This window comes from Rhizobium sp. A22-96, assembly GCF_053521805.1.
The window spans coordinates 23,604-45,463 of sequence record NZ_JBNWDQ010000011.1; the positions used below are offsets into that span (position 1 = coordinate 23,604).

The 21,860-nt window shown below is 60.6% G+C and carries 26 protein-coding genes and 1 other RNA gene; 15 read left to right on the plus strand and 12 right to left on the minus strand.

All coding sequences use genetic code 11. The features are described 5' to 3' along the window. The first annotated feature begins 42 nt into the window (after positions 1-42). Positions 43-666, plus strand: a complete 624-nt coding sequence (locus ACQZ6F_RS32475; RefSeq protein ID WP_449096088.1) for a cadmium resistance transporter — start codon at positions 43-45, stop codon at positions 664-666. Positions 667-753: 87 nt separating this feature from the next. Here the strand turns inward: ACQZ6F_RS32475 and ACQZ6F_RS32480 are convergent, their stop codons facing one another. Then, the gene (locus ACQZ6F_RS32480; protein WP_449096089.1) at positions 754-1,746 is read right to left on the minus strand and encodes an adenosine kinase; all 993 of its coding nucleotides are present in this window, start codon (positions 1,744-1,746) and stop codon (positions 754-756) included. 399 nt (positions 1,747-2,145) lie between these two features. On the opposite strand from ACQZ6F_RS32480, the gene ACQZ6F_RS32485 reads away from it, so the two are divergent. Both ACQZ6F_RS32485 and ACQZ6F_RS32490 read left to right on the plus strand, forming a co-directional pair. After that, positions 2,146-3,090, plus strand: a complete 945-nt coding sequence (locus ACQZ6F_RS32485; RefSeq protein ID WP_174069626.1) for an AEC family transporter — start codon at positions 2,146-2,148, stop codon at positions 3,088-3,090. A 123-nt stretch (positions 3,091-3,213) separates the two neighbouring features. Next, a complete protein-coding gene (locus tag ACQZ6F_RS32490; protein WP_449096090.1) occupies positions 3,214-4,371 on the plus strand; it encodes a patatin-like phospholipase family protein in 1,158 nt (385 codons plus the stop codon). Between the two features lie 65 nt (positions 4,372-4,436). Here the strand turns inward: ACQZ6F_RS32490 and ACQZ6F_RS32495 are convergent, their stop codons facing one another. After that, on the minus strand, positions 4,437-5,018 hold the full coding sequence (locus ACQZ6F_RS32495) for a c-type cytochrome (RefSeq protein ID WP_449096091.1): 582 nt from the start codon (positions 5,016-5,018) through the stop codon (positions 4,437-4,439). Positions 5,019-5,169: 151 nt separating this feature from the next. Here ACQZ6F_RS32495 and ACQZ6F_RS32500 point away from each other — a divergent pair, with 151 nt between their 5' ends. Further along, on the plus strand, positions 5,170-5,922 hold the full coding sequence (locus ACQZ6F_RS32500; RefSeq protein WP_068394817.1) for a 3-deoxy-manno-octulosonate cytidylyltransferase: 753 nt from the start codon (positions 5,170-5,172) through the stop codon (positions 5,920-5,922). A 28-nt stretch (positions 5,923-5,950) separates the two neighbouring features. Beyond that, entirely contained in the window at positions 5,951-6,805 is an 855-nt protein-coding gene (locus tag ACQZ6F_RS32505; protein WP_068394816.1) for a prephenate dehydratase, read from the plus strand. Between the two features lie 218 nt (positions 6,806-7,023). Here ACQZ6F_RS32505 and ACQZ6F_RS32510 read toward each other — a convergent pair whose 3' ends face one another. The 6 genes from ACQZ6F_RS32510 to ACQZ6F_RS32535 all read right to left on the minus strand — a co-directional run bounded on the left by ACQZ6F_RS32510 (position 7,024) and on the right by ACQZ6F_RS32535 (position 10,471). Beyond that, on the minus strand, positions 7,024-7,422 hold the full coding sequence (locus tag ACQZ6F_RS32510; RefSeq protein ID WP_449096092.1) for a VOC family protein: 399 nt from the start codon (positions 7,420-7,422) through the stop codon (positions 7,024-7,026). 174 nt (positions 7,423-7,596) lie between these two features. After that, a complete protein-coding gene (locus tag ACQZ6F_RS32515; protein ID WP_068394814.1) occupies positions 7,597-7,965 on the minus strand; it encodes a VOC family protein in 369 nt (122 codons plus the stop codon). Between the two features lie 125 nt (positions 7,966-8,090). After that, positions 8,091-8,321, minus strand: a complete 231-nt coding sequence (locus ACQZ6F_RS32520) for a hypothetical protein (protein ID WP_068394813.1) — start codon at positions 8,319-8,321, stop codon at positions 8,091-8,093. Positions 8,322-8,404: 83 nt separating this feature from the next. Further along, positions 8,405-9,091 (minus strand): helix-turn-helix transcriptional regulator, encoded by a 687-nt coding sequence (locus tag ACQZ6F_RS32525; RefSeq protein WP_077472220.1) that lies wholly within the window; start codon positions 9,089-9,091, stop codon positions 8,405-8,407. Positions 9,092-9,104: 13 nt separating this feature from the next. Beyond that, a complete protein-coding gene (nudC, locus tag ACQZ6F_RS32530) occupies positions 9,105-10,064 on the minus strand; it encodes an NAD(+) diphosphatase (protein WP_077472219.1) in 960 nt (319 codons plus the stop codon). Further along, positions 10,061-10,471, minus strand: a complete 411-nt coding sequence (locus tag ACQZ6F_RS32535) for an HIT family protein (protein WP_449096093.1) — start codon at positions 10,469-10,471, stop codon at positions 10,061-10,063. The genes nudC and ACQZ6F_RS32535 overlap by 4 nt, the downstream gene beginning before the upstream one ends. A 91-nt stretch (positions 10,472-10,562) precedes the next feature. On the opposite strand from ACQZ6F_RS32535, the gene ffs reads away from it, so the two are divergent. The 3 genes from ffs (at position 10,563) to ACQZ6F_RS32550 (ending at position 13,012) form a co-directional block, all read left to right on the plus strand. After that, an RNA gene (gene ffs, locus ACQZ6F_RS32540) (signal recognition particle sRNA small type) lies at positions 10,563-10,659 on the plus strand. Between the two features lie 49 nt (positions 10,660-10,708). Then, complete coding sequence (locus ACQZ6F_RS32545) at positions 10,709-12,583, plus strand: DNA polymerase III subunit gamma/tau (RefSeq protein WP_449096094.1); 1,875 nt, start codon at positions 10,709-10,711, stop codon at positions 12,581-12,583. A gap of 105 nt (positions 12,584-12,688) precedes the next feature. After that, entirely contained in the window at positions 12,689-13,012 is a 324-nt protein-coding gene (locus tag ACQZ6F_RS32550) for a YbaB/EbfC family nucleoid-associated protein (protein ID WP_068394845.1), read from the plus strand. 22 nt (positions 13,013-13,034) lie between these two features. Here ACQZ6F_RS32550 and ACQZ6F_RS32555 read toward each other — a convergent pair whose 3' ends face one another. Beyond that, positions 13,035-13,511 carry an Lrp/AsnC family transcriptional regulator gene (locus ACQZ6F_RS32555; RefSeq protein WP_077472218.1) on the minus strand — a complete coding sequence of 159 codons (477 nt, stop codon included), beginning with the start codon at positions 13,509-13,511 and terminating at the stop codon, positions 13,035-13,037. Between the two features lie 110 nt (positions 13,512-13,621). Between ACQZ6F_RS32555 and ACQZ6F_RS32560 the strand changes: the two genes are divergently transcribed. Together ACQZ6F_RS32560 and ACQZ6F_RS32565 are read left to right on the plus strand one after the other, a co-directional pair. Further along, positions 13,622-14,158 carry an RBBP9/YdeN family alpha/beta hydrolase gene (locus tag ACQZ6F_RS32560; RefSeq protein WP_077472217.1) on the plus strand — a complete coding sequence of 179 codons (537 nt, stop codon included), beginning with the start codon at positions 13,622-13,624 and terminating at the stop codon, positions 14,156-14,158. 93 nt (positions 14,159-14,251) lie between these two features. Next, positions 14,252-14,863, plus strand: coding sequence for a LysE family translocator (locus ACQZ6F_RS32565; protein ID WP_449096095.1), 612 nt, complete (start codon positions 14,252-14,254; stop codon positions 14,861-14,863). Here ACQZ6F_RS32565 and ACQZ6F_RS32570 read toward each other — a convergent pair. Next, positions 14,860-15,483, minus strand: a complete 624-nt coding sequence (locus tag ACQZ6F_RS32570) for an MOSC domain-containing protein (RefSeq protein WP_449096096.1) — start codon at positions 15,481-15,483, stop codon at positions 14,860-14,862. The genes ACQZ6F_RS32565 and ACQZ6F_RS32570 overlap by 4 nt on opposite strands. 57 nt (positions 15,484-15,540) lie before the next feature. On the opposite strand from ACQZ6F_RS32570, the gene recR reads away from it, so the two are divergent. Beyond that, a complete protein-coding gene (recR, locus tag ACQZ6F_RS32575) occupies positions 15,541-16,146 on the plus strand; it encodes a recombination mediator RecR (protein ID WP_068394804.1) in 606 nt (201 codons plus the stop codon). An 85-nt stretch (positions 16,147-16,231) separates the two neighbouring features. Beyond that, positions 16,232-17,611, plus strand: a complete 1,380-nt coding sequence (locus ACQZ6F_RS32580) for a lytic murein transglycosylase (protein ID WP_449096097.1) — start codon at positions 16,232-16,234, stop codon at positions 17,609-17,611. A gap of 64 nt (positions 17,612-17,675) precedes the next feature. Here the strand turns inward: ACQZ6F_RS32580 and ACQZ6F_RS32585 are convergent, their stop codons facing one another. Next, a complete protein-coding gene (locus ACQZ6F_RS32585; RefSeq protein ID WP_449096098.1) occupies positions 17,676-17,978 on the minus strand; it encodes a winged helix-turn-helix domain-containing protein in 303 nt (100 codons plus the stop codon). After that, entirely contained in the window at positions 17,978-18,538 is a 561-nt protein-coding gene (locus ACQZ6F_RS32590) for a hypothetical protein (RefSeq protein ID WP_449096099.1), read from the minus strand. Before ACQZ6F_RS32590 ends, ACQZ6F_RS32585 begins: the two co-directional genes overlap by 1 nt. A 298-nt stretch (positions 18,539-18,836) precedes the next feature. Here ACQZ6F_RS32590 and rimP point away from each other — a divergent pair, with 298 nt between their 5' ends. From rimP to ACQZ6F_RS32605, 3 genes are read left to right on the plus strand one after another with little or no spacing between them, the layout of a single operon-like run. Further along, positions 18,837-19,442, plus strand: coding sequence for a ribosome maturation factor RimP (gene rimP / locus ACQZ6F_RS32595; protein ID WP_068394801.1), 606 nt, complete (start codon positions 18,837-18,839; stop codon positions 19,440-19,442). Between the two features lie 59 nt (positions 19,443-19,501). Beyond that, entirely contained in the window at positions 19,502-21,109 is a 1,608-nt protein-coding gene (nusA, locus tag ACQZ6F_RS32600; protein WP_068394800.1) for a transcription termination factor NusA, read from the plus strand. Next, on the plus strand, positions 21,106-21,798 hold the full coding sequence (locus tag ACQZ6F_RS32605) for an RNA-binding protein (protein WP_068394799.1): 693 nt from the start codon (positions 21,106-21,108) through the stop codon (positions 21,796-21,798). Before nusA ends, ACQZ6F_RS32605 begins: the two co-directional genes overlap by 4 nt. Positions 21,799-21,860 lie beyond the last annotated feature (62 nt).

The following is a 21,860-nucleotide window of genomic DNA, read 5'->3' on the forward strand; positions in this document are numbered from 1 at the left end:
GCGCCATGATATATCTGGCAGCGGAAATGGAGACGGACGATCTTGGGCTATCTACTCGGCGTTTTGGGCGTTGCGATCGTTGTGTTCACATCGACGAATGTCGACGACATCTTTGTTCTGCTCGGCTTTTTTGCCGATCCTAAATTCCGCGCGAAACAGATCATCATCGGCCAATATCTCGGTATTGCCACTCTTTACGGCGTCAGCGTCGTCGCCTCATTTCTCGTGCTCGTCATTCCAGCCGCCTATATCGGCCTGCTTGGTTTCGCCCCGATCTATTTCGGGCTGAGGAGGCTGTGGGAACTCTGGAACGGCATCGAAACAGACGGCGATCCGGAAGACCATGAGAAGGCCTCGGCGGGGCATGGCAACATCGTTGCAGTGACCCTCGTGACGATCGCCAATGGCGGCGACAATATCAGCGTCTACACGCCGCTCTTTGCCACCCGCTCCGCCTATGAAATCATGGCTATCGGCTGCATCTTTGCGGTTCTGACCGCGATCTGGCTCGGAGCGGCCCATTCCCTTGTCAACCATCCGAAGCTTGGCGCACCGATCAGGAAACATGGGCACAGGGTCGTTCCGTTCATTCTGATCTGCCTCGGGATCCTTATTCTCTATGAAGCCAGGACTGCGACGCTCTTCTGGAGCTGGGCGGCCGCTTGATCCGATTCATATAAAAAGCCGCCCCGACGATTTGTCGAAGGCGGCCCTTATTCTCAGCATGTCAAACGACTTGGCGATCTAGTTCGATCAGAGAAGCCCGAATTGCTTGCCCGCTTCCGACAGCGACCGCATCGGCCGAGGGCCGATCTGTTCGATGACGATGGCCGCGGCGAGGTTGCCGAGCTTGGCGCAATCTTCCAGCGCGCGTCCCTGCGTATAGCCGAACAGGAAGCCGGCGGCGAAAAGATCGCCGGCGCCGGTCGTATCGACACGTTCATCGATCGGATGCGCATCGACGACATAACGCTCGTTTCCACGCACGATGACAGCGCCGTCCTTGCCTGTCGTGACGGCAGCGATCTTGCAATCGGCCGCAATCGACGTCAGCGCCTTGTCGAAATCGTCGGTCTCGTAGAGCGACAGAGCCTCGTCACGATTGGCGAAAACGATATCGACCGTGCCGGAGCGCATCAGATCGAGGAATTCGCCACGATAGCGACCGACACAGAAGCTGTCGGACAAGGTCATCGACACTTCCCGGCCATGGGCATGGGCGATGCGAGCGCATTCGCGGATCGCTTCCTTGGCGCGCGGCGGATCCCAGAGATAGCCTTCGAAATAGGTGACCTTGGCGGCAGCGACGACATCTTCCTCGACGTCTTCCGGGCCAAGCTCGACACAGGCGCCGAGATAGGTGTTCATCGAGCGCTCGCCGTCCTCGGTAACGAAGATCATCGAGCGGGCGGTGGGCGGGAAAGTGCCCTTCGCCCTGGTCTCATAGTGCACGCCCTGGGCGCGAATATCGTGGGCGAAGATCTCTCCGAGCTGATCCTCGGCGACCTTGCCGAAATAGGCGGCCCTGCCGCCGAAATTGGCAACGCCGGCAGCCGTGTTACCGGCACTGCCGCCGGAAGCCTCGAGCGCCGGGCCCATGCGCGAATAGAGGAGCTCTGCGCGGTCGGCATCGATGAGATTCATCGCAGCCTTGGTGATTTCGTTGTCGATCAGAAACTGATCGTTGCAGCGGGCGATAATGTCGACGATGGCATTGCCAACGGTCAGTACATCGAAACGAGTCATCAATAGGAAGGTCCCGGTATAGGTGATAGCCGGTAATCGGTATTATCGGTTTTTCCGAAGTTTGGAAGAAAAATCGGTATATTGGCGGCCAACTTAATTCCGATCAGTCATTTGGCTGTCACTTTCTATCTTTAAATGCTTATCAAGCGGCTGGGATCGGAAGCTCACAAGGCTTCCAGGCCAGTCTGGGAAGGTATGATACCTTCCGCCTCACCGGTACGCGGGCCGACCACGGATGAACTGGCGGCATGTGCACCGGGGGGACTCTTCGGCGAAGCCGGACAGGCAAAAGCGGGTTTGATCCCGCTTTTTTTGTTTTGCGGCTTCTCACCATGAAGCAAGCTGCTACAACTTCCGGATCAAATCCCTCGAGCCATCATTTCAACGGCCTCGCCCGGCATGTCCGAAATCCTGACCGACGTCCTTCCCGTTTTCCTGATGATTCTCGTCGGCTGGGTGATCGTGCGCACTGGCCTGCTGAAGGCCGAAGTCGGCGAGGCCATGAGTGAATTCGTCTTCAAGATCGCCGTGCCGTTGCTGCTGTTCCAGACCATTGCCGAGGCGAATTTTCAGGGCGAGTCGCCGTTTCGATTGTGGATCGCCTATTTCTCCGGTGTTGCGGTCACCTGGACCGCTGGCCATCTGGTGACGACACGGCTGTTCGGCCGGGATGCGCGCATCGGCGTTCTGGCCGGGGTTTCGTCGGCCTTCGCCAACACGATCTTCATCGGCCTGCCGCTGGTGGGCCGCACGGTCGGGCCAGACGGCATCATGGCGATGTCGATCCTGATCGCCGTGCATCTGCCGACCATGATGATTGCCGGCACGCTGCTGATGGAACAGGCCGAGCGCAAGGAAAATGCCGGGGCCGGCCGCAGCACCGGCGAGCTTCTGCTGCAGGTCGGCAAAAACCTCGTTCGCAATCCGCTGGTCATCGGCCTCTTCTGCGGCCTCGTCGTGCATATGATCGGCATTCCCATCCCGGCGACGCTCGGCACCGTGGTCGACAACATCGCCAATATCGCCGGTCCGGCCGCGCTGATCTCGCTCGGCATGGCGCTGCGCCAATATGGTCTCTCGGGCAATATCGGCATCACCAGCGTCATATCGGCCTTCAAGCTCCTGCTGCTTCCGGCCTGCGTATTTGTCGCCGCATACGTCCTGGGTCTCAGCCCCGAATGGCGGGCGGCACTCGTACTTACTGCAGCCGTTCCTACAGGTGTGAACGCCTGGCTGATTGCCAACCGCTTCGGGGTCGGTCACAGTCTTGCAGCCTCGACGATTACGCTGACGACCGCGCTCGGCGCATTCTCGGTGTCACTTTGGGCCTATATGCTCGGCTAGCCTGACCCTCGCTCGGCACCGGGCGAAGACAATATATCTCCGCAGTCGGAGAAGCAGGCAGGAAAATGGTCATATATTTGCGCATCGCGGCTTTTAAGTCCGGAGCGCAGCAAAGGATGGCACATGAATATTGCAACTCCACTCAGCAACCCCGCTTCGGCCTATGCACACAAGGTCTTCGTCCTGCAGGGCGGCGGTGCGCTCGGCTCCTATCAGGCCGGCGCATTTGAAGCGCTGAGAGAACAGAATATCGAACCGGACTGGATCGCCGGCATCTCGATCGGCGCCATCAACGCGGCGATCATGGCCGGCAACGTACCGGGCGAGCGGCTCGAGAAGCTGCGCTCCTTCTGGAACAAGGTGGGCATCCAGCTCCCCGTCGACGTGCTGATGGAACATCAACGCGAGACCAGCCCCTTCTACCGTACCGTCAGCAGCTGGTGGGTCTCAACCTTCGGCGTGCCCGGATTCTTTTCGCCCTGGCAGATCCCGGCCTGGTTCCAGTCACGCGGCTCGGCCGGCGCGACAAGCATCTACGATACCGGGCAATTACGCCAGACGCTGCTCGACCATGTCGATTTCGACCGAATCAACCACGGCCCGGTGCGGCTGAGCCTCGGTGCGGTCAATGTGCGCACCGGCAACTTCGCCTTTTTCGACAACAAGGACACCAAGATCACGCCGGAGCATGTGATGGCGAGCGGCGCCCTGCCACCGGGCTTTCCCTCAATCAAGATCGGCGGCGAGCACTATTGGGACGGCGGCCTCGTTTCAAATACGCCGCTCGGCTACGTGTTGCGCAACGGCGCCGGCGTCGACACCGTGGTGTTTCAAGTCGACCTCTTCAGCGCCGTCGGCCCGTTGCCGCAAGACCTCGAAGAGGTCGAGGAGCGGCGCAAGGACATCACCTATTCGAGCCGTACCCGCCTCAATACCGATCTCTTTTTGGAGCGTCATCGTCTGCGGCGCGCCATAGCCGAACTCTATGCCCGCCTTCCCGACGAGGCCAAGGTTGATCCGGAGATCCAGAAGCTGCAGGAGCATTCCAGCGATTACAGCGTCACGATCATCCACCTGATCTATCGCAACAAGCAGTTCCGCTCCCATTCGAAGGATTATGAATTTTCGGCGCTTTCCATGCATGAGCATTGGCAGGCGGGCCTGCGCGACGGCCGCAAGGCACTGGCGCCGGAAGAATGGCGTGTGCCGCCCAAGGCCGAAGAAGGCCTCAAGGTCTACGATCTCGATCAGAGATCGCGTTCGCGCAAACATGCTCTCTAGAACACATCACGAATAAGCCCGGTCGTTGTGACCGGGCTTTGTGATTGTGCGTGCCTCTCAAACGATCAGTTGGTCGCAGCAGCCGGGGCGGCGTTCGGATCCGGCAGCGGCTCCGGCGTATCGGCGAGCGTGCGCAGATAGGCGATCACGTTCGCACGATCCTCTTCCTTCGGCAGGCCGGCAAAGCCCATGGCCGTTCCGGCAACGAACTTCTTCGGAGCGGCGAGGAAGTGATAGAGGTGGTCATACGTCCACTTCTCCGAACCGCCCTTGGAGAAATCCTTCATGCCGGACGAATAGGCAAAGCCCTCATGCTCGCCGACCGGGCGATCGACAATACCCCAGAGATCAGGGCCAACCTTGTTTGGCCCTCCCTTCTCTCCGGAATGACAGGCCTGACACTTCTTGAAGATCGTTTCGCCGACCTTGGCATCAGCCTTCTGCAACAGCTGAGCGATCGGCGTTTCCGGCTTGGCGGCAGCAGCCTTGTCTCCACCTACGGCCGGTTCTTCGGCAACGATGGTGAAACCGGGCTTTTCCGGTGCCTCCGAATGGAAAATAAATCCTGACGCGAGCGACACGGACTTCAACACGAACAGCGTGGCCAAAAGTGCCCCGACTCCCATGTTCACGTAGGATGAATTCATCTGCTATGCTCCCCTCGCCGCCGGCATCCTCCGCCGGCCCATCTTGAATTCGCGCGAAACCTATGTCTTTTGGCTGTTTCTTGCAACGCTGTAAACGGTCTCCACCGTGAGACGTTTTGACACTTTTCCCGCAGGAATAGAAGGCCCAAGAATGACAGATTCAAATTTAGACAAGACACTGGTCCTCATTCCCGCCCGCATGGCTTCCACTCGCCTGCCAGGCAAGCCGCTCGCCGATATTTGCGGCCTGCCCATGATCGTACAGGTTGCCAAGCGGGCGCGCGAGGCGGCGATCGGTCGCATCATCGTTGCGGTCGACCATGACGATACCTATGCCGCCGTCGCCAATGCAGGCTTCGAAGTCGTCATGACGCGCCAGGATCATCAGTCCGGCTCGGACCGCATTTACGAGGCGCTCCAGGCCGTCGATCCAGAGGGCCGCGCGGAAATCGTCGTCAATGTCCAGGGCGACCTTCCCACCATCGACCCCGAGACCATCCGCGCCTCGCTGCGCCCGCTGGAAGACCCGGCCGTCGACATTGCCACGCTGACCGTCGAGATCAAGGACGAGGAAGAAAAGACCGCACCGAGCGTCGTCAAGGTCGTAGGGTCGGCGATTTCCGACAATCGCCTGCGCGCGCTCTATTTCACCCGGACAACCGCGCCTTACGGCAATGGTCCGCTCTACCACCATATCGGTCTTTACGCCTATCGTCGGGCAGCGCTCGAAAAATTCGTGAGCCTCGGGCCATCGCCGCTCGAACGGCGCGAATCGCTGGAGCAGCTGAGAGCACTGGAAGCCGGCATGCGCATCGATGTCGAGATCGTTGACACGATCCCGCTCGGTGTCGATACTCCCGCCGACCTCGAAAAGGCCAGACGCATCCTTTCCGCCGCTTCTTGACAGACGGCATTCCCCCAAGGGCAGTCCCATGATTACCAAGACCAACAAGATCTCCTTCCAGGGCGACTACGGCGCCAATTCCGACATGGCGAGCCGTGACATGTTCCCGACCATGGAGCCGCTGCCCTGCCAGACCTTCGAGGATGCCCTCACCGCCATCGACAATGGCGAGGCCGATCTCGGCATGATTCCGATCGAAAACACGATCGCCGGCCGCGTCGCCGATATCCATCACCTGCTGCCGGAATCGCGGCTACATATCGTTGGCGAATATTTCATGCCGATCCGCTTCCAGCTGATGGTCCTTCCGGGCGTCAAGAAGGAAGAAATCCGCACCGTGCACAGCCACATCCATGCGCTTGGCCAATGCCGCAACATCGTGCGCGCCAACGGCTGGAAGCCCGTTATCGCCGGTGATACGGCTGGTGCCGCCAAGCTGGTGCAGGAAACCGGTGACCGCAGCATGGCGGCGCTGGCGCCACGATTGGCCGCCGATCTCTACGGCCTCGAAATCATCGCCGAGAACGTCGAAGACACCGAAAACAACATGACGCGCTTCGTTGTCCTGTCGCGCGACGAGCATTGGGCGGAGCGCAGCTCGCCGGACGAAAAGATCGTCACGACCTTCGTCTTCAACGTCCGCAACATTCCGGCAGCGCTCTACAAGGCACTCGGAGGCTTTGCGACCAACGGCATCAACATGACCAAGCTCGAGAGCTACCAGCTCGGCGGCCGTTTTGTAGCAACGCAATTCTATGCCGATATCGAGGGCCACCCCTCCGATCCGCATGTGCGCCGCGCCCTGGAAGAACTGCGTTTCTTCTCGGAGAAGGTCCGGATTCTGGGTGTCTACAAGGGGCATCCGACGCGGGGGCAGCTTTAAGCGTTGATGCGAGCCTCGGGGCCACCTCGTGGTTCGAGGCACTCCCGTTTTCGCTACGCTCTGACGGCAGTGCACCTCACCATGAGGTGGAGTGCATACCGCGGCAGACGCAGTGGATCAGCCCTCATGGTGAAGTGCGGAAGCCCTGAGCTTGTCGAAGGGGCTGGAGCCTCGAACAAGAGGACGCGTGGCGAGATCATCGTAGGCCTATCCAATCGCTATTCAGCGGCCTTGGTGACGACCTCGATGTGGTGACCATCCGGGTCGATCACAAAGGCAGCGAAATAGTTCGGCCCGTAATGGGATCGAAGACCCGGCGGTCCATTGTCCGCACCGCCATGAGCCAGCGCAGCCTCATGGAACGACGAAACGGCTGCACGACTTGGAGCCGCAAAGGCGAGATGAAATCCCGAACCCGGAGCTCGGGCATCCCTGCCGCGCAATTTGATGGCGAATTTGTCGCCATCGCCCGCCGGGCCATATCCGATCGCCTGGTCGGGGTCGCCCGGGTTCAGGTCTTCCCAAACCCGCACGTAGCCAAGCGGCGCAAATGCTGCGTCGTAGAATGCAGCGGCTTTCTCGATATCTGCGACACCGAATGAAATATGATGCAGCAACAACGCCTCCCGTGGCTCCCTGGGTTATCGCTCAGTCTCGTCCGTGAATGCTGCAAGTCAACTCGAATGATGGACGATCTGCACCTCATCCGGCCTGCCAACCACCTCTCCCCACCCTTTGACAAGCTCAGGGCGGAGAGAGGCTGCCGTGGGAGGCAGATCGAATGTTGTACTTTACTTATCCGGCTCACAAACGCGAAGGCGATGGCCGTCGGGATCGAGCACGACGAAGGTCGGGCCGAAATCCATGGTCGTCAATTCCTGAGCGATCGGCAAACCACGCGCTTTCCAATCCTTGTAGTGCTGTTCGACGGCACCGGGGCCTTCGACCATGAAGCCCAACTCGCCGCGATTGCCGATGGCGGAGGGTTGCGGCTCGACGCTGCTGCGGCGCCAGAGACCGAGGTTGAAACCATTGCCGAGCTCGAAGGCCACGAAAGTCGGCGCAGCAAAGCTCGGCTCGCGGCCGAGCAAGTCGCGATAGAACGGCGTGCTTTCCGCCGGGTCCTTGACATAGAAGATAATGAGATTTGGGTTGGTCATGGGATATTCCTCTCGTTTTGGATGGATATGAAGGCAGCAGTGCCCGGTCCGGCAGGCTCAGCGGTGCCTGCCGGTGGAAGGCTGGTTGCGTGTGTCGAACGTTGGGTGAAGCGTTGGCGGTGCAGTTAGTGCATCCGCTCTTCCTCACGGTAAGGGGCGCGTCCGTCCAGGAAGCCCAGATCGCGCTTCACCGAATTCGGCGTTTCCTCGATATCGAGGCGATTCCAGCGGTGGGTGAAATAGCCAAGCGCAATCTGCGAGAGGCGAGCCAGTGGCGCGGCTATGGAAGCGCCCCTGCCGGCCCCGGCGTGATCGCGCTGTGCCTGTTTCGTCGTGACGAAAATGTTGCTTGCCATGATCGATCCTCCTTCCTGCTTGGATGGGATCGATAATAGGCGCGCCTACTGACAGTTTCTGGCAGTAGTCTTAGGCTCTTGGATCAATCATTCGCTCTGCCATGCAGCGTGTGCCATTCCTTTGCCAAAGCGACGCGGCGGCGGGGATAGCGGGCATCCAGCACCGCAAAGTCGACAATGCGGTCGGCGCGGAAATGACGGTAGCCCTCGCGCAATTCGCACCAGGCGACGATCATGCGCACGTCGTCGAAATAGCCGAGCGCAAAGGGCCAGATGCGCCGGGTCGAAACGGAACCGTTCACGTCGCCATAGGTCAGCTGCACCACGCGCTCGGAACGGATCGCCTTGCGCATGAGCGAAAGATCAGCCTTGTCCACGATCACGCGCTTTATCGCGACGAGCAACGTTGCCTGGTCGATCGCCTCGCGCATTTCGGCCGGCAGCACCGCGGCGATCTTGGCAAGCGCATCGGCGCCGGCGGCGGCCAGACGCTCATCGGTTGCGCGCGCCACCCATCGCGACCCCAGCACCAGCGCCTCGATCTCGTCCTGCGAAAACATCATCGGCGGCAGCATGAAGCCGGGCTTCAGCACATAGCCGATGCCCGGCTCGCCCTCGATCATCGCCCCCTGCGACTGCAGGCTGGCAATATCGCGGTAGAGCGTGCGCAGGCTGACGCCGGTTTCCTCGGCCAGCACAGCGCCGCTGACCGGACGGCGGTAGCGGCGCAGCGTCTGCAACAGTGTCAGCAAACGTTCCGAGCGCGCCATGGCAGGGGGAAACCTATCGCTTCCATTCGACCCAGTCGCGCATCAGGCGATGGGCAATGGCCCCCTTGGGCGGGGAGGTGTTGCCGGAGGCGGAAACGCGATCGAGCATGGCGAGCGTTTCTTCCGGCGTGAACCAGCGGCAATCCTCGAGTTCGGCATCGTCGATGCGAATCTCGGTCGATTTCGCCTCGGCATAGCAGCCGATCATCAGCGAATGCGGCATCGGCCAGGGTTGCGAAGCGTGATAGCGCACCCGGCCGATGTGAATGGCCGATTCCTCAAGCGTCTCCCGGCGCACGGCATTCTCGATGGTTTCGCCCGGCTCGACGAAACCGGCGAGACAGGAATACATGCCGGGTGCGAAATGATGGCTGCGGCCGAGAAGGCAGCGGTTTCTCTCCTCATCAACCGCCAGCATGATGACGACCGGGTCGGTGCGCGGGAAGATCATATGTTCGCAGGCGGTGCAGACGCGCTTGTAGCCGCCGATGCGGCTTTCCATGACCGAGCCGCAACGCCCGCAGAAGCGGTTGTCGCTGTTCCAGCGCAGCAGGCTCATGCCCTGCGCCGCCTCGCCGAGGATCTCGCCCTCCAGCAACAGGTCGCGCCAGAGCGAGCGCATGTCAGCCGGCTTGTATTGGCTTGCAAGCTCATCGGCATTGATGCGCACCGGCACGGCAAGCCGGGGCTCGCCGGTGTTGCGGTAGCCGAGCAACACGGCCGCCTCCCAATCCGGATCGAGGTCCTTCAGCTCGTAGCGGGCAAACAATGGATCGAGCACCTGTCCGTCATGCTTCAGGACCAGCTGTTCCTTGGCGAAAGCCAGGATATGCGTGCCTTCCCTGGCAAGCGCCTCTTTGATCGTTTCCTCGTCGCGATGCTCGGCATCCCGGTTAAGCTGGTTTTCCGCAAAAGCGGTGAGACTGCTGGGTTCCGGATGCGGCACATCCGAGGAAAAGATGGAAGGGCTCATTGTGAAAGCGTTTCCCGCAACTTGGCTATGAGGCTGTTCATGTCTTCGTCCGAATAGGGCTCCGCCTTGCCGAAGCCCCAGATCGGGCCGGGCCAGTTCGCATCCCCTTCGAACCGCGCAATGACATGAACATGAAGCTGACGGACGATATTTCCAAGAGCCCCGACGTTGATTTTTGTCGCCCCCGTCACCGTCTTCAGGGCACTTGCGACCTTGTCGCTCTCGAAGGTCAACAGGATGCGGTCGAGCGGCGTCAGCTCGAAAATTTCCGATTTGTCGGGCCGGCGGGGAACCAGCAAAAGCCACGGCCAGCGGCTATCCTTCATCAGCCGCACGTCGCAAAGGCCGGTGATCGCCACGGAAACGCTGTCATTCGCCAGACGGTCGTCGAGCGTAAACTCCTTCAAGGGGGCATCCTCCATTGTTTTATCAAATGTTTAGCAGTTTTTTTTGACCTTGGCTTGCTTTTGATGACGATATTGCCGATATGTGCATCCGGGAGGTTGGTGGTGGACGAGCCACTCGCCAACCGGGTCAGGTCCGGAAGGAAGCAGCCCCAACGAGCCCGGCACGGGTCATCGTGCCAGCCTCCCACCCTTTCTGAAAGCAAGACCCGGCTTTCTGCGGGCAAAATAAGCAGGGCAATGAGCGACAGCGAGCGACAAGCAAAAGATGCCGCCTCGACCGGCACCGGTTACCGGGTGCTGGCTCGCAAGTACAGGCCCAAGGACTTCACGGACCTCATGGTCGGCCAGGAGCCGATGGTTCGAACGCTGACGAACGCGTTCGAGACCGGGCGCATTGCGCAGGCCTATATGCTGACCGGCGTGCGCGGCGTCGGCAAGACGACCACGGCCCGTATCCTTGCCCGCGCCCTCAACTACAAGACACCGGACATCGATCGCCCGACCATCGACCTGCGCGAGCCGGGCGAGCATTGTCAGGCGATCATGGAAGGCCGGCATGTCGACGTCATCGAGATGGACGCCGCCTCCCATACCGGTATCGACGATATCAGAGAGATTATCGAGCAGGTGCGCTACCGGCCGGTCTCGGCGCGCTATAAAGTCTACATCATCGACGAAGTGCACATGCTGTCGACGGCGGCCTTCAACGGGCTGTTGAAGACGCTCGAAGAGCCGCCCGAACATGTGAAGTTCATCTTCGCCACGACCGAAATCCGTAAAGTTCCGATCACAGTGCTGTCGCGCTGCCAGCGCTTCGACCTGCGCCGCATCAGCGCTTCCGATCTCGTCGGGCTGTTCACCACCATTGCCGGCAAGGAAGGCATCGAGGCCGAGCCGGAAGCGCTCGCCATGATCGCCCGCGCCGCCGAGGGCTCGGCCCGTGACGGCCTGTCGCTGCTCGACCAGGCGATCGCCCATGGCAGCGGTTTCGTTGCCGCCGATGCCGTGCGCGCGATGCTGGGCCTTGCAGACCGTGCCCGCATCGTCGATCTCTTCGGCCATGTCGTCAAAGGCGATGTTTCGGCTGCACTTGCCGAATTCAACAGCCAGTACGAAGCCGGCGCCAACCCCGTCGTCGTGCTGACCGACCTTGCCGATTTCACCCATCTCGTCACCCGGCTCAAATATGTGCCCGATGCCGCCGACGATCCGTCGCTGAGCGAAGTCGAGCGCATAAAGGCCTCCGAATTTGCGCAGGGCGTGGCCGTGACGGCGCTGTCGCGTATCTGGCAGATGCTTCTGAAGGGCATCGCCGAGACCGAAAACGCCTCGAGAACCGCTGGCGCCGCCGAGATGGTGCTGATCCGGCTGGCACATGCAGCCCATCTGCCTGCGCCAGAAGATGCCGCACGCAGGCTTGCGGAATTTTCCGATGGCAATGGCGGCGCACGGCCACCATCCGGAGCGCCTGCGGGCAATGGCGGGGGATCGGCGGTTTCCTATCAGGGCAGCGCCGTGGCGCGAGCCATCGAAACGCCGGCCCCGCGACCCACGCCTTCGGCGCCGGTCGCGATGTTACGCTCCGTGCCGAATACACAGCCGGATTCGCAACCTGTGGGCCGCATCGAGCCGAAGCCCGCCGAAGCGCCGAAGCCGCTGGTGCCGATCAACTCGATGACCGACATCGCCGAGCTTGCAGGCCAGAAGCGTGATCCAAAGGTCAAGGCGCTGGTGCGCAGCTTCGTGCGCCCTGTCAGGCTTGAGCCGGGCCGGCTCGATGTCAGCCTTGCGCCCGGCGCGCCGGGCACTTTGCTGAACGAGCTCGCCGTCAAGCTGAAGGAATGGACCGGTATACACTGGATCGTCAGCCTCAGCCGCGACGAGGGCGAGCCGACGCTGGTGGAAGCCGAAGCGAATGCGCAGAAGCAACGGGTCGCCGATGCACGCCAGGACCCCGATGTCGCGGCGATCCTGTCGCAATTTCCCGGCGCCAAAATCATTGACGTGCGCGTGCGGGCTCCGGAAGTCGAGGAAGAAGAGCAGACCGCTGCTCCGGCCATCGCCGAATCCGTCGATGGCGACATCCTGCCAGGCGACGACATAGAATTTTAAGGTTAAAATAGACAACAGCAGGACCGCTCGGCTCGACAACCGCAGCGGCTGGCGGCAGATTGTAGCCGTCGGGAATAGCAACATGCAGAAGAAGGACAAATGACGATGCGCGACATCATGGGCATGATGGGCAAAGTTAAGGAAATGCAGGCCAAGATGGAGAAGATGCAGTCGGAGATCGCCGACATTCGCGTCGAAGGCAAGGCCGGCGGCGGCCTCGTCACCGCCACCGTCAACGGCAAGGGCGTGATGCTCGGCATCAAGATCGATCCGTCGCTCTTCAAGGAAGAGGATGTCGAGATCCTCGAAGACCTGATCGTAGCCGCCAACAAGGATGCCCAGGACAAGGCCGAGGCGATCACCGCCGAAAAGACCCGCGAACTCACCGCCGGCCTGCCGATCCCGCCCGGTTTCAAGCTGCCGTTCTGAGATCGAAGCCCAAAGACTTTAGCTACCGGGCGGTCGCCTTGCGGATCAATTCGCGGCCGATCGCCTTTGCCGGCTCGTTTCGCAGCACCAGCGACGTCGTTACCGCACCATGGCGGGCGATGGAATCGACGATGGTTTCAAGGTTCTCCGCAGTCGGCACGAGGACCTTGAGCAGAAAACAATCCTCCCCCGTCAATCTGAGAACTTCGATTATCTCTGGCATTTCCGAGAACTGCTTCAGACAGGGGCGAATATGCTCATGCGAGGTACGCAGCCGGATGACCGCCATCATGCCGAGGCCGACGGCGGCGGGGTCGATGACGGCACGATAACCCGCAATCACGCCTCGTTCCTCCAGCCGCTTTAGCCGCTCCGATGCCGCCGGCTGTGAAAGCCCGACGCGGCGACCGAGTTCCGATACGGAAATTCTTCCGTCCTGCTGCAGGATCTCGATGATCGACATGTCAGTCGGATCCAGTCCCTTTTCGATGCTTTCCATATTTCACCTTCAATTCATCGGCCGGTGAAGATTTTGTCCGATGGATTGCAATGTCAATTGCCTGAGCAAGGTGTCAGTTTCTTTCCCTCAGATAGCGAGAGAGGACAGAGATGAGCGACATCATCATGCTGCCGGGGCTTGGCGGCTCCGACGGAGATCATTGGCAGACCTTATGGGAGCGGCAGGATCCGCGCATGCGTCGATTCCAGCCATCGAGCTGGGACAAGCCGATCCTTACCGACTGGATCGAGGCGCTGGACCGCGAAATCGCCGGCTCGCAAACGCCGCCGATCCTGATCGCCCACAGTCTTGCCTGCCAGTTGATCTCCCATTGGGCGCCTCTGCAAAAGAGACCAATCCTTGGTGTCTTTCTTGTCGCCCCACCGGAACCGACAGGTGAGGTCTATCTGGCCGAGGCCGGCAGTTTCGCCAATCCGCCGCGGCAACGACTGCCGTTTTCCTCCATGCTCGTCGCCAGCACCGACGATCCCTACGGCCCTTACGATTATGCCCGCGATAGCGCCGAAATCTGGGGCAGTGCGTTTGTCGATGCCGGACCGCTCGGCCACATCAATTCGGCCTCGGGGCTGGGTGACTGGCCTGATGGCAAGGCACTCTTCGAGCGATTTCGCGCGCAGCTCGGCTGAGTGCGAAACCGGCAATTTGGAAAACGGCGGCCGGAGTGCTATTTCTGGCGTCTTCCAGATGTTTCATGGCTTGCCCGGATCGGAGAGAATGCGATGAGCCTGTCGATGCTGCTTATTTTTGCCGGTGCATTGTTCATCGCGGCGGGATCGCCGGGTCCGAACATCGCAGCGCTTGTGGCACGCGTCCTCACCAGGGGTGCACGTAACGTGCTGCCCTTTCTCTCCGGCATGTGGCTTGGCGAGGCGATCTGGCTGACTTGCGCCGTTGCCGGCCTTGCGACCGTCGCCGAGACCTTCCACTGGGCTTTCGTGATCATCAAATGGCTCGGCGTCGCCTATCTGCTCTACCTCGCCTGGAAGATGTGGTTTGCCGCCTCGGATACGGCAGAAGAACAGCTGCCGGACGAACAGTCAGCCGCGCGGCTTTTCCTTGCCGGCTTCACGGTGACCATGGGCAATCCCAAGATCATGGTGTTCTATGTGGCACTGCTGCCCTCGATCATCGATCTTCACGCCGTCACGCTTTCCGGCTGGGCCGAACTGGTGGCGACGATGTTCGTGGTGCTTGTCGTCATCGACCTTTCCTGGGCAATGCTTGCGGCGAAGGCGAGAACATTCCTCAAGAGCCGCCGCGCCGTGCGCATCGCCAACCGCACCAGCGCCGCCACCATGGCAGGCGCTGCCGTGGCGATTGCCATGCGCTAACCGCCAGGATCAGTCTCGAGAAAAGCCCGCAGCCTATGGTGAATGGGCGTCGTGAGATAACGCGCCCGATCTTCCGGTGACAGCCGCCCGCCGAGCATTGCCATCAAATCCGGCATGGTAACACGGCTGCCCTCATAGGGAAGATATGTCACCTCCGCACCGGCACTCACCGTGCTGCTCTGAAGGACACGGCAGTAGATGCCGGGCCGCCCTGCCTGCATGTAGCGCTTCACGAATTTCGGATCGCCCATCTTCGCGGCGAAGGTGGCACAGGGGATGCGGGCCGAGGTGACCTCCAGAACTAGATCGTCAGCTATGAATCTGTCACCGACTGCCACCGCGCAATTATCCAGCCCGTCGATGACGAGATTTTCGCCGAACGAACCGTATTCCAGAGGTCGACCGAGTTCCTTCACCCACCAGTCCAAAGTCAATGATCCCTCGACATAGACGGCCTGATCGCGGCCGCCATGATGCCGGCGATCGCAGATCGCATCGCCGATCACCCCTTCCCCGTCGATCATGACGGCGCCGCTCACGGCATGCTTGTTGATGCCGGTCCTGCTTTTCCTGCCGGGCAGCGTTTCGGCGGCGCCGGCACAAACAGCCAGAATTTTCATCGGTCAACCGTCCCTTCGATGATTCCGTTTCGTGAGCATATGAGCTAAAAGCCTCCCATGGCAAAGCGAGTCACCGGCCCCGAAATCGAAAAACTCATCCAGCTTCTGGCGAAGGTGCCTGGGCTCGGACCACGCTCGGCGCGACGGGCAGCGCTGCACCTGATCAAGAAGAAGGACCAGCTGCTCGGCCCGCTTTCTCACGCGATGGGCGATGCCTATGACAAGGTGAAGATCTGCTCGCGCTGCGGCAATGTCGATACCGTCGATCCCTGCACCGTCTGCACCGACGATCGCCGCGACCAGTCCATCATCATCGTGGTGGAAGACGTTTCCGATCTCTGGGCATTGGAGCGGGCCGGCGCGATGAACGCCGCCTACCATGTGCTCGGCGGCGTGCTGTCGCCACTCGACGGCGTCGGGCCCGACGATCTCAACATTCGCGGCCTGATCGAGCGCGTCAGCGAAGGCGGCATCCGCGAGATCATCATCGCTGTTAACGCAACGGTAGAAGGGCAAACCACAGCACACTATATAACCGACAGGCTTGCCGGCCTCGAGGTCAAGATCACCCGTCTTGCCCATGGCGTACCCGTTGGCGGTGAACTCGATTATCTCGACGAAGGCACGCTGACAGCGGCGCTCAGGGCGCGGACGGCGATTTGACCTCTGCAATAAAGGACTGCGTATGAGGAGAGTGTTCACCCCCCTCTGTCACTCCGTGACATCTCCCCCACAAGGGTGGAGATCGGTGGCCTGTGGCACCGTCTTCATCAAACAATCGGCTGCTGCATCTGCAGAAACTTCGGACCGCCGGCATGGCACAAAACGCGCCGCCAACGATCTCCCCCCTTGTGGGGGAGATGTCCCGAAAGGGACAGAGGGGGGTATCTTCCGACACATTCTACGGCTGCTCATCCTCCTTCTCACCCTCCTCCCCCTGCCCGCACTCGCCGCCTCGAAGGCCGATGTCGAAGCGCAGTTTCAGGCCTGGATTCAGAAGGACCTGCGGCCGGAAGCGCGGAAGGACGGCATTTCCGACAGGATATTCCAGGCCGCTTTCGCCGGCGTGACGCTGAACTGGGATCTGCCGGATCTGGTGCCCCCGGGCTTTCCGAAGCCCAAGGAACAGAAACAGACGCAGGCCGAATTTTCCTCGCCCGCACCCTATTTCAATGAGGCGCGGCTACAGAAGCTGGCGGCGACGGGGCGAAGCCTCGCCTCGCAATATGGGTCAGTGCTGCGGCAGATCGAGAAGACCTATGGCGTGCCGGGACCGATCCTGCTCGCCATCTGGGGCCGCGAGACCGGCTTCGGCGCCGCCAAACTGCCGAATTCGGCGATCCAGGTGTTGGCGACCAAGGCCTTCATGTCGACCCGCAAGGACATGTTCCGCACCGAGCTCATCGCCGCGTTGCGCATCCTCGATCACGGTGACGTCACGCCGGATCAGTTCAAGGGATCCTGGGCCGGCGCGCTTGGCCAGCCGCAATTCATGCCGACCAACTACCTGAAATACGCCGTCGATTTCGATGGCGACGGCCACCGCAACATCTGGACCTCGGTGCCGGATACGTTGGCATCCATAGCCAACTATATGGTTCAGAAGGGCTGGCAACGCGGCCGCGGCTGGGGATACGAGGTCACCATTCCGCAGAATGTGTCCTGCGCGCAGGAAGGGCCGGACCTTGCCAAGCCGATCTCGCAATGGGCGTCGCTCGGCATATCGAGGGTGTCAGGCAAGGCATTTCCAGCGGACGAATTGAAGGCAAGCGGCATGATGCTGGTGCCGGCCGGCCGCGACGGACCGGAATTCATCGTCACACCGAATTTCTACACCGTCAAGGAATACAACAACTCCGACCTCTACGGCCTCTATATCGGCAATCTTGCCGACCGCATCGCTTATGGCAGCGGCGCGTTCGAGGAAAAATGGGGCGATGTCGGCAAGATGCTGCGCTCCGATGTCGCCGGCATGCAGAAGACATTGGAACGCAAGGGCTACGACGTCGGCGGCACGGACGGTCTGCCGGGCTACAAAACCAGACGCTCGATCGGCCAATGGCAGGAAAAGAGCGGCATGAAGCCAACCTGCTATCCCGACAGTTCCATGCTTGGCGTCTTGAAGTAGTTACCTCTTAGCCGCAGGAAGTTCATCCGGCCTCCCGCCATCGGATGATGTCGGGAAAATTGGCCTATTTGCCCTCAGCCAGTTCGACGATTTCCCTGAGATAGGCAACATGTTCCCGGAAGGCGCGGCGCCCCTCTCGCGTCAGGGATATGCGGGTCTGCGGCTTCCTATCGACGAAGGCCTTGGTTGTGGAGATGTATCCCGCTTGCTCGAGCGTCGACAGATGGCTGCCCAGATTGCCATCCGTCGCGCCGGTAATCTTCTTGAGGGTCGTGAATTCCAGCGCCTCGCTCGCAGTCTGAGCGTAAAGAGCAGCCATGATCTTCAGGCGCAGGGACTGGTGGATTACCTCGTTGAGAACCGCCATTACAGCTTCCTCATCCACAAACCACCGATCAGCAGGCTGCCGCCGCCGAACACGGCAATGCAGAGCGACAGCCATTGCTGCAGAAAGACGTATGGCACGAGGCTGCCAAGCGATACGGCCACGGCAAGCCACACGAAGCCGCGGAGGAAAAATACCCCGATCAATCCATAGGCGAGGCTGAGAACCAGCGCCGGAAATATGGTATATTGAGCAACATCCATGGGCTGCATGACCTTGATCATGGCAAGCATGAACAGTGTGATAATCGCAAAGACGGCCAATACGCGCCCGTTGACCTTCTTCACGTCGTCGCGGGCGCGAAATGTCTTCACGCCAATCAGCACGCTGCCCCCCAGGCCCAAGCCATCCAAAACCAGCCAGATCAAATTTGCCGATAATGTCGGCCAAAAGAACATGCTCGAATAACCGACAAACCAGATGGCGCCCCAAAGAATGAGATAGGGAGCCGAGCCGCGATACCGCTGCGAGCGGTTGCTGCGCAGGGTTGCCTGCTCGACTTCATGCAAGGCATGCCGGGCTTCCGTGGGAGAGATCTCCATAGGCGCTGCTCCTCCAATGTTTCAAGGCGATCGGGGCTTACACTCTGCAGCACATCGCTCTCTGTAATACAGAGTACATAACAACCAGTACTCTGTCAAACAGAGTTCTTTGCGACTATCGATATCCCAGTGCCATTCGCGCATGGCTAAAGCGTCCGGCAAAAGCCTTGCAATTTGCCGGAAACGGGCTTATATCCGCTTTCAAATTCTTGATCGTGTGATGAAGAGTGGGCCGCAAGGACCCGCTCTTTTTTATTAGCTCGATCTCCCAAATGCAGCACCCTGCAGGAGTGAACGCTTGTCGGAAGTGACAAACGCAGACAATACCAATGAACCGCGCCTGATCGTCGAAACCGGCCTTGACCAGCGCGTCGCCGCCATCATCGAGCCCGTAATCGTCGGCTTGGGCTTTCGCCTCGTGCGAGCGCGCCTTCTCAACCAGAACGGCTTGACCTTGCAGATTATGGCCGAGCGCAACGACGGCACCATGACCGTCCAGGATTGCGAAGAGGTCTCGACGGCCATTTCTCCGGTCCTGGATGTGGAAGATCCGATCGATAAGGCGTATCATCTCGAAGTATCTTCGCCGGGCATCGACCGCCCGATGGTGCGCAAGTCGGATTTCGTCCGCTGGATCGGCCATATCGTCAAGTGCGAGACATCGATCCTGGTTGACAACCGCAAGCGGTTCCGCGGCAAGATCGCCGACGTTACCGACGAAGGCTTTACGATCGAACGCGACCAGGTCGCTTATGGCGAAGAGCCGAAAGTAATCATTCCGTTCAGCACGCTGGCCGACGCCAAGCTGATCCTGACGGACGATCTCATCCGCGATGCGTTGCGCGCCGACAAGCTGGCGAAAGCCGAGGCAGCGAACCAGAACGAAGCGGACGAAGAAGAATAACCGATCAACGAACCGCCTAACGGGACGGGAACCCCAGGGCAGGAAGACGGAGACTAAAAATGGCAGTCAGTGCGAACCGGCTAGAACTTCTGCAGATCGCAGATGCAGTGGCGCGCGAAAAGGTCATCGACCGCGAGATCGTGCTTGCCGCGATGGCGGACGCGATCCAGAAGGCCGCGCGCTCGCGTTACGGCACGGAATCGAACATCCGCGCCGACATCAACCCGAAGACCGGCGAAATCCGTCTGCAGCGCCTGCTCGAAGTCGTCGAGAAAGCCGAAGACTATTCCACGCAGATCCCGCTGGAACTGGCCCGCGACCGCAATCCGGATGCAGCCCTTGGCGACTTCATCGCCGATCCGCTGCCGCCGATGGATTTCGGCCGTATCGCTGCCCAGTCGGCCAAGCAGGTCATCGTGCAGAAGGTGCGCGAAGCCGAGCGTGACCGCCAGTTCGACGAATTCAAGGATCGCGTCGGCGAAATCGTCAACGGTACTGTCAAGCGCGTCGAATACGGCAACGTCATCGTCGACCTCGGTCGTGGCGAAGGCATCATCCGCCGCGACGAGATGATCCCGCGCGAAAACTTCCGCTATGGCGACCGCGTCCGCGCCTATGTCTACGACGTGCGCCGCGAACAGCGCGGTCCGCAGATCTTCCTGTCGCGCACGCATCCGCAGTTCATGGTCAAGCTCTTCACCATGGAAGTGCCTGAAATCTACGACGGCATCATCCAGGTGAAGTCGGTTGCCCGCGACCCGGGCTCGCGCGCCAAGATCGCCGTCATTTCGAACGACTCGTCGATCGATCCGGTCGGCGCGTGCGTCGGTATGCGCGGTTCGCGCGTTCAGGCCGTCGTTGGCGAGCTGCAGGGCGAAAAGATCGACATCATCCCCTGGTCCAGCGAGCCGGCGAACTTCGTCGTCAACGCGCTGCAGCCAGCCGAAGTCGCCAAGGTCGTTCTCGACGAGGATGCCGAGCGTATCGAAGTCGTGGTTCCAGACGAGCAACTGTCGCTGGCCATCGGCCGCCGCGGTCAGAACGTCCGCCTCGCCTCGCAGCTGACCGGCTGGGATATCGACATCATGACGGAAGCCGAGGAATCGGAGCGCCGCCAGAAGGAATTCAACGAGCGCACCAACCTGTTCATGGACGCGCTCGACGTCGACGAAATGGTCGGCCAGGTTCTGGCTTCAGAAGGCTTTGCCGCCGTCGAGGAACTGGCTTACGTCGATCTCGAGGAAATCTCCTCCATCGACGGCTTCGACGAAGACACCGCCCAGGAAATCCAGACCCGCGCCCGCGAATATCTGGAGAAGCTCGAAGCCGAAATGGACGAGAAGCGCAAGGCGCTCGGTGTTTCCGATGAGCTGCGTGAGATCAACGGCATGACCGCACAGATGATGGTTGCCCTCGGTGAGGACGGCATCAAGACGATCGAAGACTTTGCCGGCTGCGCCGCAGACGACCTCGTCGGCTGGTCCGAACGCAAGAACGGCGAGACAAAGAAGTTCGAGGGCCTGTTCTCCAAACTTGAGGTCTCGCGCGTCGAAGCCGAACAGATGGTCGTACAGGCTCGCCTGCTGGCTGGCTGGATCACCGAAGCCGATCTCGCCACCGAGACCGAAGAGGTCGCCGCGGAGGATGAAGCCGAGCAACAGGCATGACGATCACCGAGGGGCCGAGCGCACCGCCCGAAGACGACAATCTCGGGGGTGACGGCGCAAACGGCCGCATGTGCATCGTAACACGCGAAAGCGGATCAGCCGACGAGTTGATCCGCTTCGTCGCCGCTCCGGACGGGACCGTTGTTCCCGATCTGAAGCGGCAGCTGCCGGGACGCGGCTGCTGGGTCAAGTTCGACCGGGCACTCGTGGACAAGGCAGTGGCAAAGAAATTGTTTTCACGCGCCTTGAAGGCGGAGGTGACGGCACCGGGCGATCTCGGCGCCACCGTCGACCGCCTTCTTGTGGCGCAGCTTGCCGGGATGATGCACATGGCGCGCAAGGCGGGCCAGTTCGTCAATGGCTCGTCGAAGGTCGACGGCGCGGTTCGCAATGGTTCGGCACTCGCCGTGTTCCATGCGATCGATGCCGCAGCCGACGGCGTTCGCAAGATCGACCAGGCACGAAAGGCCTGGCATCTCGGTATGGAAACCGAAGAGGAAATACCGTCTTTCCGTGTCTTTACGGAGGCGGAAATGGAAGAACTGATGGGCCAGAACGCTTTTATCCATGCCGCAGCGCTTGCAGGGCGGGCGGGTGAAGGTGTAGTGAAGCGCGCAAACCTGCTCGAACGGTACCGCAACGGCGGTCAGTCCCGGGCAACGGGCGGCGCTGGCCGGCGAAAACAATGACGCGGTCACCGGTGGATACCGGACGCCTCATTAAGGTACATGCATTGAACGACAGGGTCTGA

Bases quoted from the DNA above. Each gene is read 5' to 3' on its own strand.
- ACQZ6F_RS32480 (WP_449096089.1), bottom strand. From the start codon at position 1,746: ATGACTCGTTTCGATGTACTGACCGTTGGCAATGCCATCGTCGACATT.
- ACQZ6F_RS32485 (WP_174069626.1), top strand. From the start codon at position 2,146: ATGTCCGAAATCCTGACCGACGTCCTTCCCGTTTTCCTGATGATTCTC.
- ACQZ6F_RS32490 (WP_449096090.1), top strand. From the start codon at position 3,214: ATGAATATTGCAACTCCACTCAGCAACCCCGCTTCGGCCTATGCACAC.
- ACQZ6F_RS32495 (WP_449096091.1), bottom strand. From the start codon at position 5,018: ATGAATTCATCCTACGTGAACATGGGAGTCGGGGCACTTTTGGCCACG.
- ACQZ6F_RS32500 (WP_068394817.1), top strand. From the start codon at position 5,170: ATGACAGATTCAAATTTAGACAAGACACTGGTCCTCATTCCCGCCCGC.
- ACQZ6F_RS32505 (WP_068394816.1), top strand. From the start codon at position 5,951: ATGATTACCAAGACCAACAAGATCTCCTTCCAGGGCGACTACGGCGCC.
- ACQZ6F_RS32515 (WP_068394814.1), bottom strand. From the start codon at position 7,965: ATGACCAACCCAAATCTCATTATCTTCTATGTCAAGGACCCGGCGGAA.
- ACQZ6F_RS32520 (WP_068394813.1), bottom strand. From the start codon at position 8,321: ATGGCAAGCAACATTTTCGTCACGACGAAACAGGCACAGCGCGATCAC.
- ACQZ6F_RS32525 (WP_077472220.1), bottom strand. From the start codon at position 9,091: ATGGCGCGCTCGGAACGTTTGCTGACACTGTTGCAGACGCTGCGCCGC.
- nudC (WP_077472219.1), bottom strand. From the start codon at position 10,064: ATGAGCCCTTCCATCTTTTCCTCGGATGTGCCGCATCCGGAACCCAGC.
- ACQZ6F_RS32545 (WP_449096094.1), top strand. From the start codon at position 10,709: ATGAGCGACAGCGAGCGACAAGCAAAAGATGCCGCCTCGACCGGCACC.
- ACQZ6F_RS32550 (WP_068394845.1), top strand. From the start codon at position 12,689: ATGCGCGACATCATGGGCATGATGGGCAAAGTTAAGGAAATGCAGGCC.
- ACQZ6F_RS32555 (WP_077472218.1), bottom strand. From the start codon at position 13,511: ATGGAAAGCATCGAAAAGGGACTGGATCCGACTGACATGTCGATCATC.
- ACQZ6F_RS32560 (WP_077472217.1), top strand. From the start codon at position 13,622: ATGAGCGACATCATCATGCTGCCGGGGCTTGGCGGCTCCGACGGAGAT.
- ACQZ6F_RS32565 (WP_449096095.1), top strand. From the start codon at position 14,252: ATGAGCCTGTCGATGCTGCTTATTTTTGCCGGTGCATTGTTCATCGCG.
- ACQZ6F_RS32570 (WP_449096096.1), bottom strand. From the start codon at position 15,483: ATGAAAATTCTGGCTGTTTGTGCCGGCGCCGCCGAAACGCTGCCCGGC.
- recR (WP_068394804.1), top strand. From the start codon at position 15,541: ATGGCAAAGCGAGTCACCGGCCCCGAAATCGAAAAACTCATCCAGCTT.
- ACQZ6F_RS32585 (WP_449096098.1), bottom strand. From the start codon at position 17,978: ATGGCGGTTCTCAACGAGGTAATCCACCAGTCCCTGCGCCTGAAGATC.
- ACQZ6F_RS32590 (WP_449096099.1), bottom strand. From the start codon at position 18,538: ATGGAGATCTCTCCCACGGAAGCCCGGCATGCCTTGCATGAAGTCGAG.
- nusA (WP_068394800.1), top strand. From the start codon at position 19,502: ATGGCAGTCAGTGCGAACCGGCTAGAACTTCTGCAGATCGCAGATGCA.
- ACQZ6F_RS32605 (WP_068394799.1), top strand. From the start codon at position 21,106: ATGACGATCACCGAGGGGCCGAGCGCACCGCCCGAAGACGACAATCTC.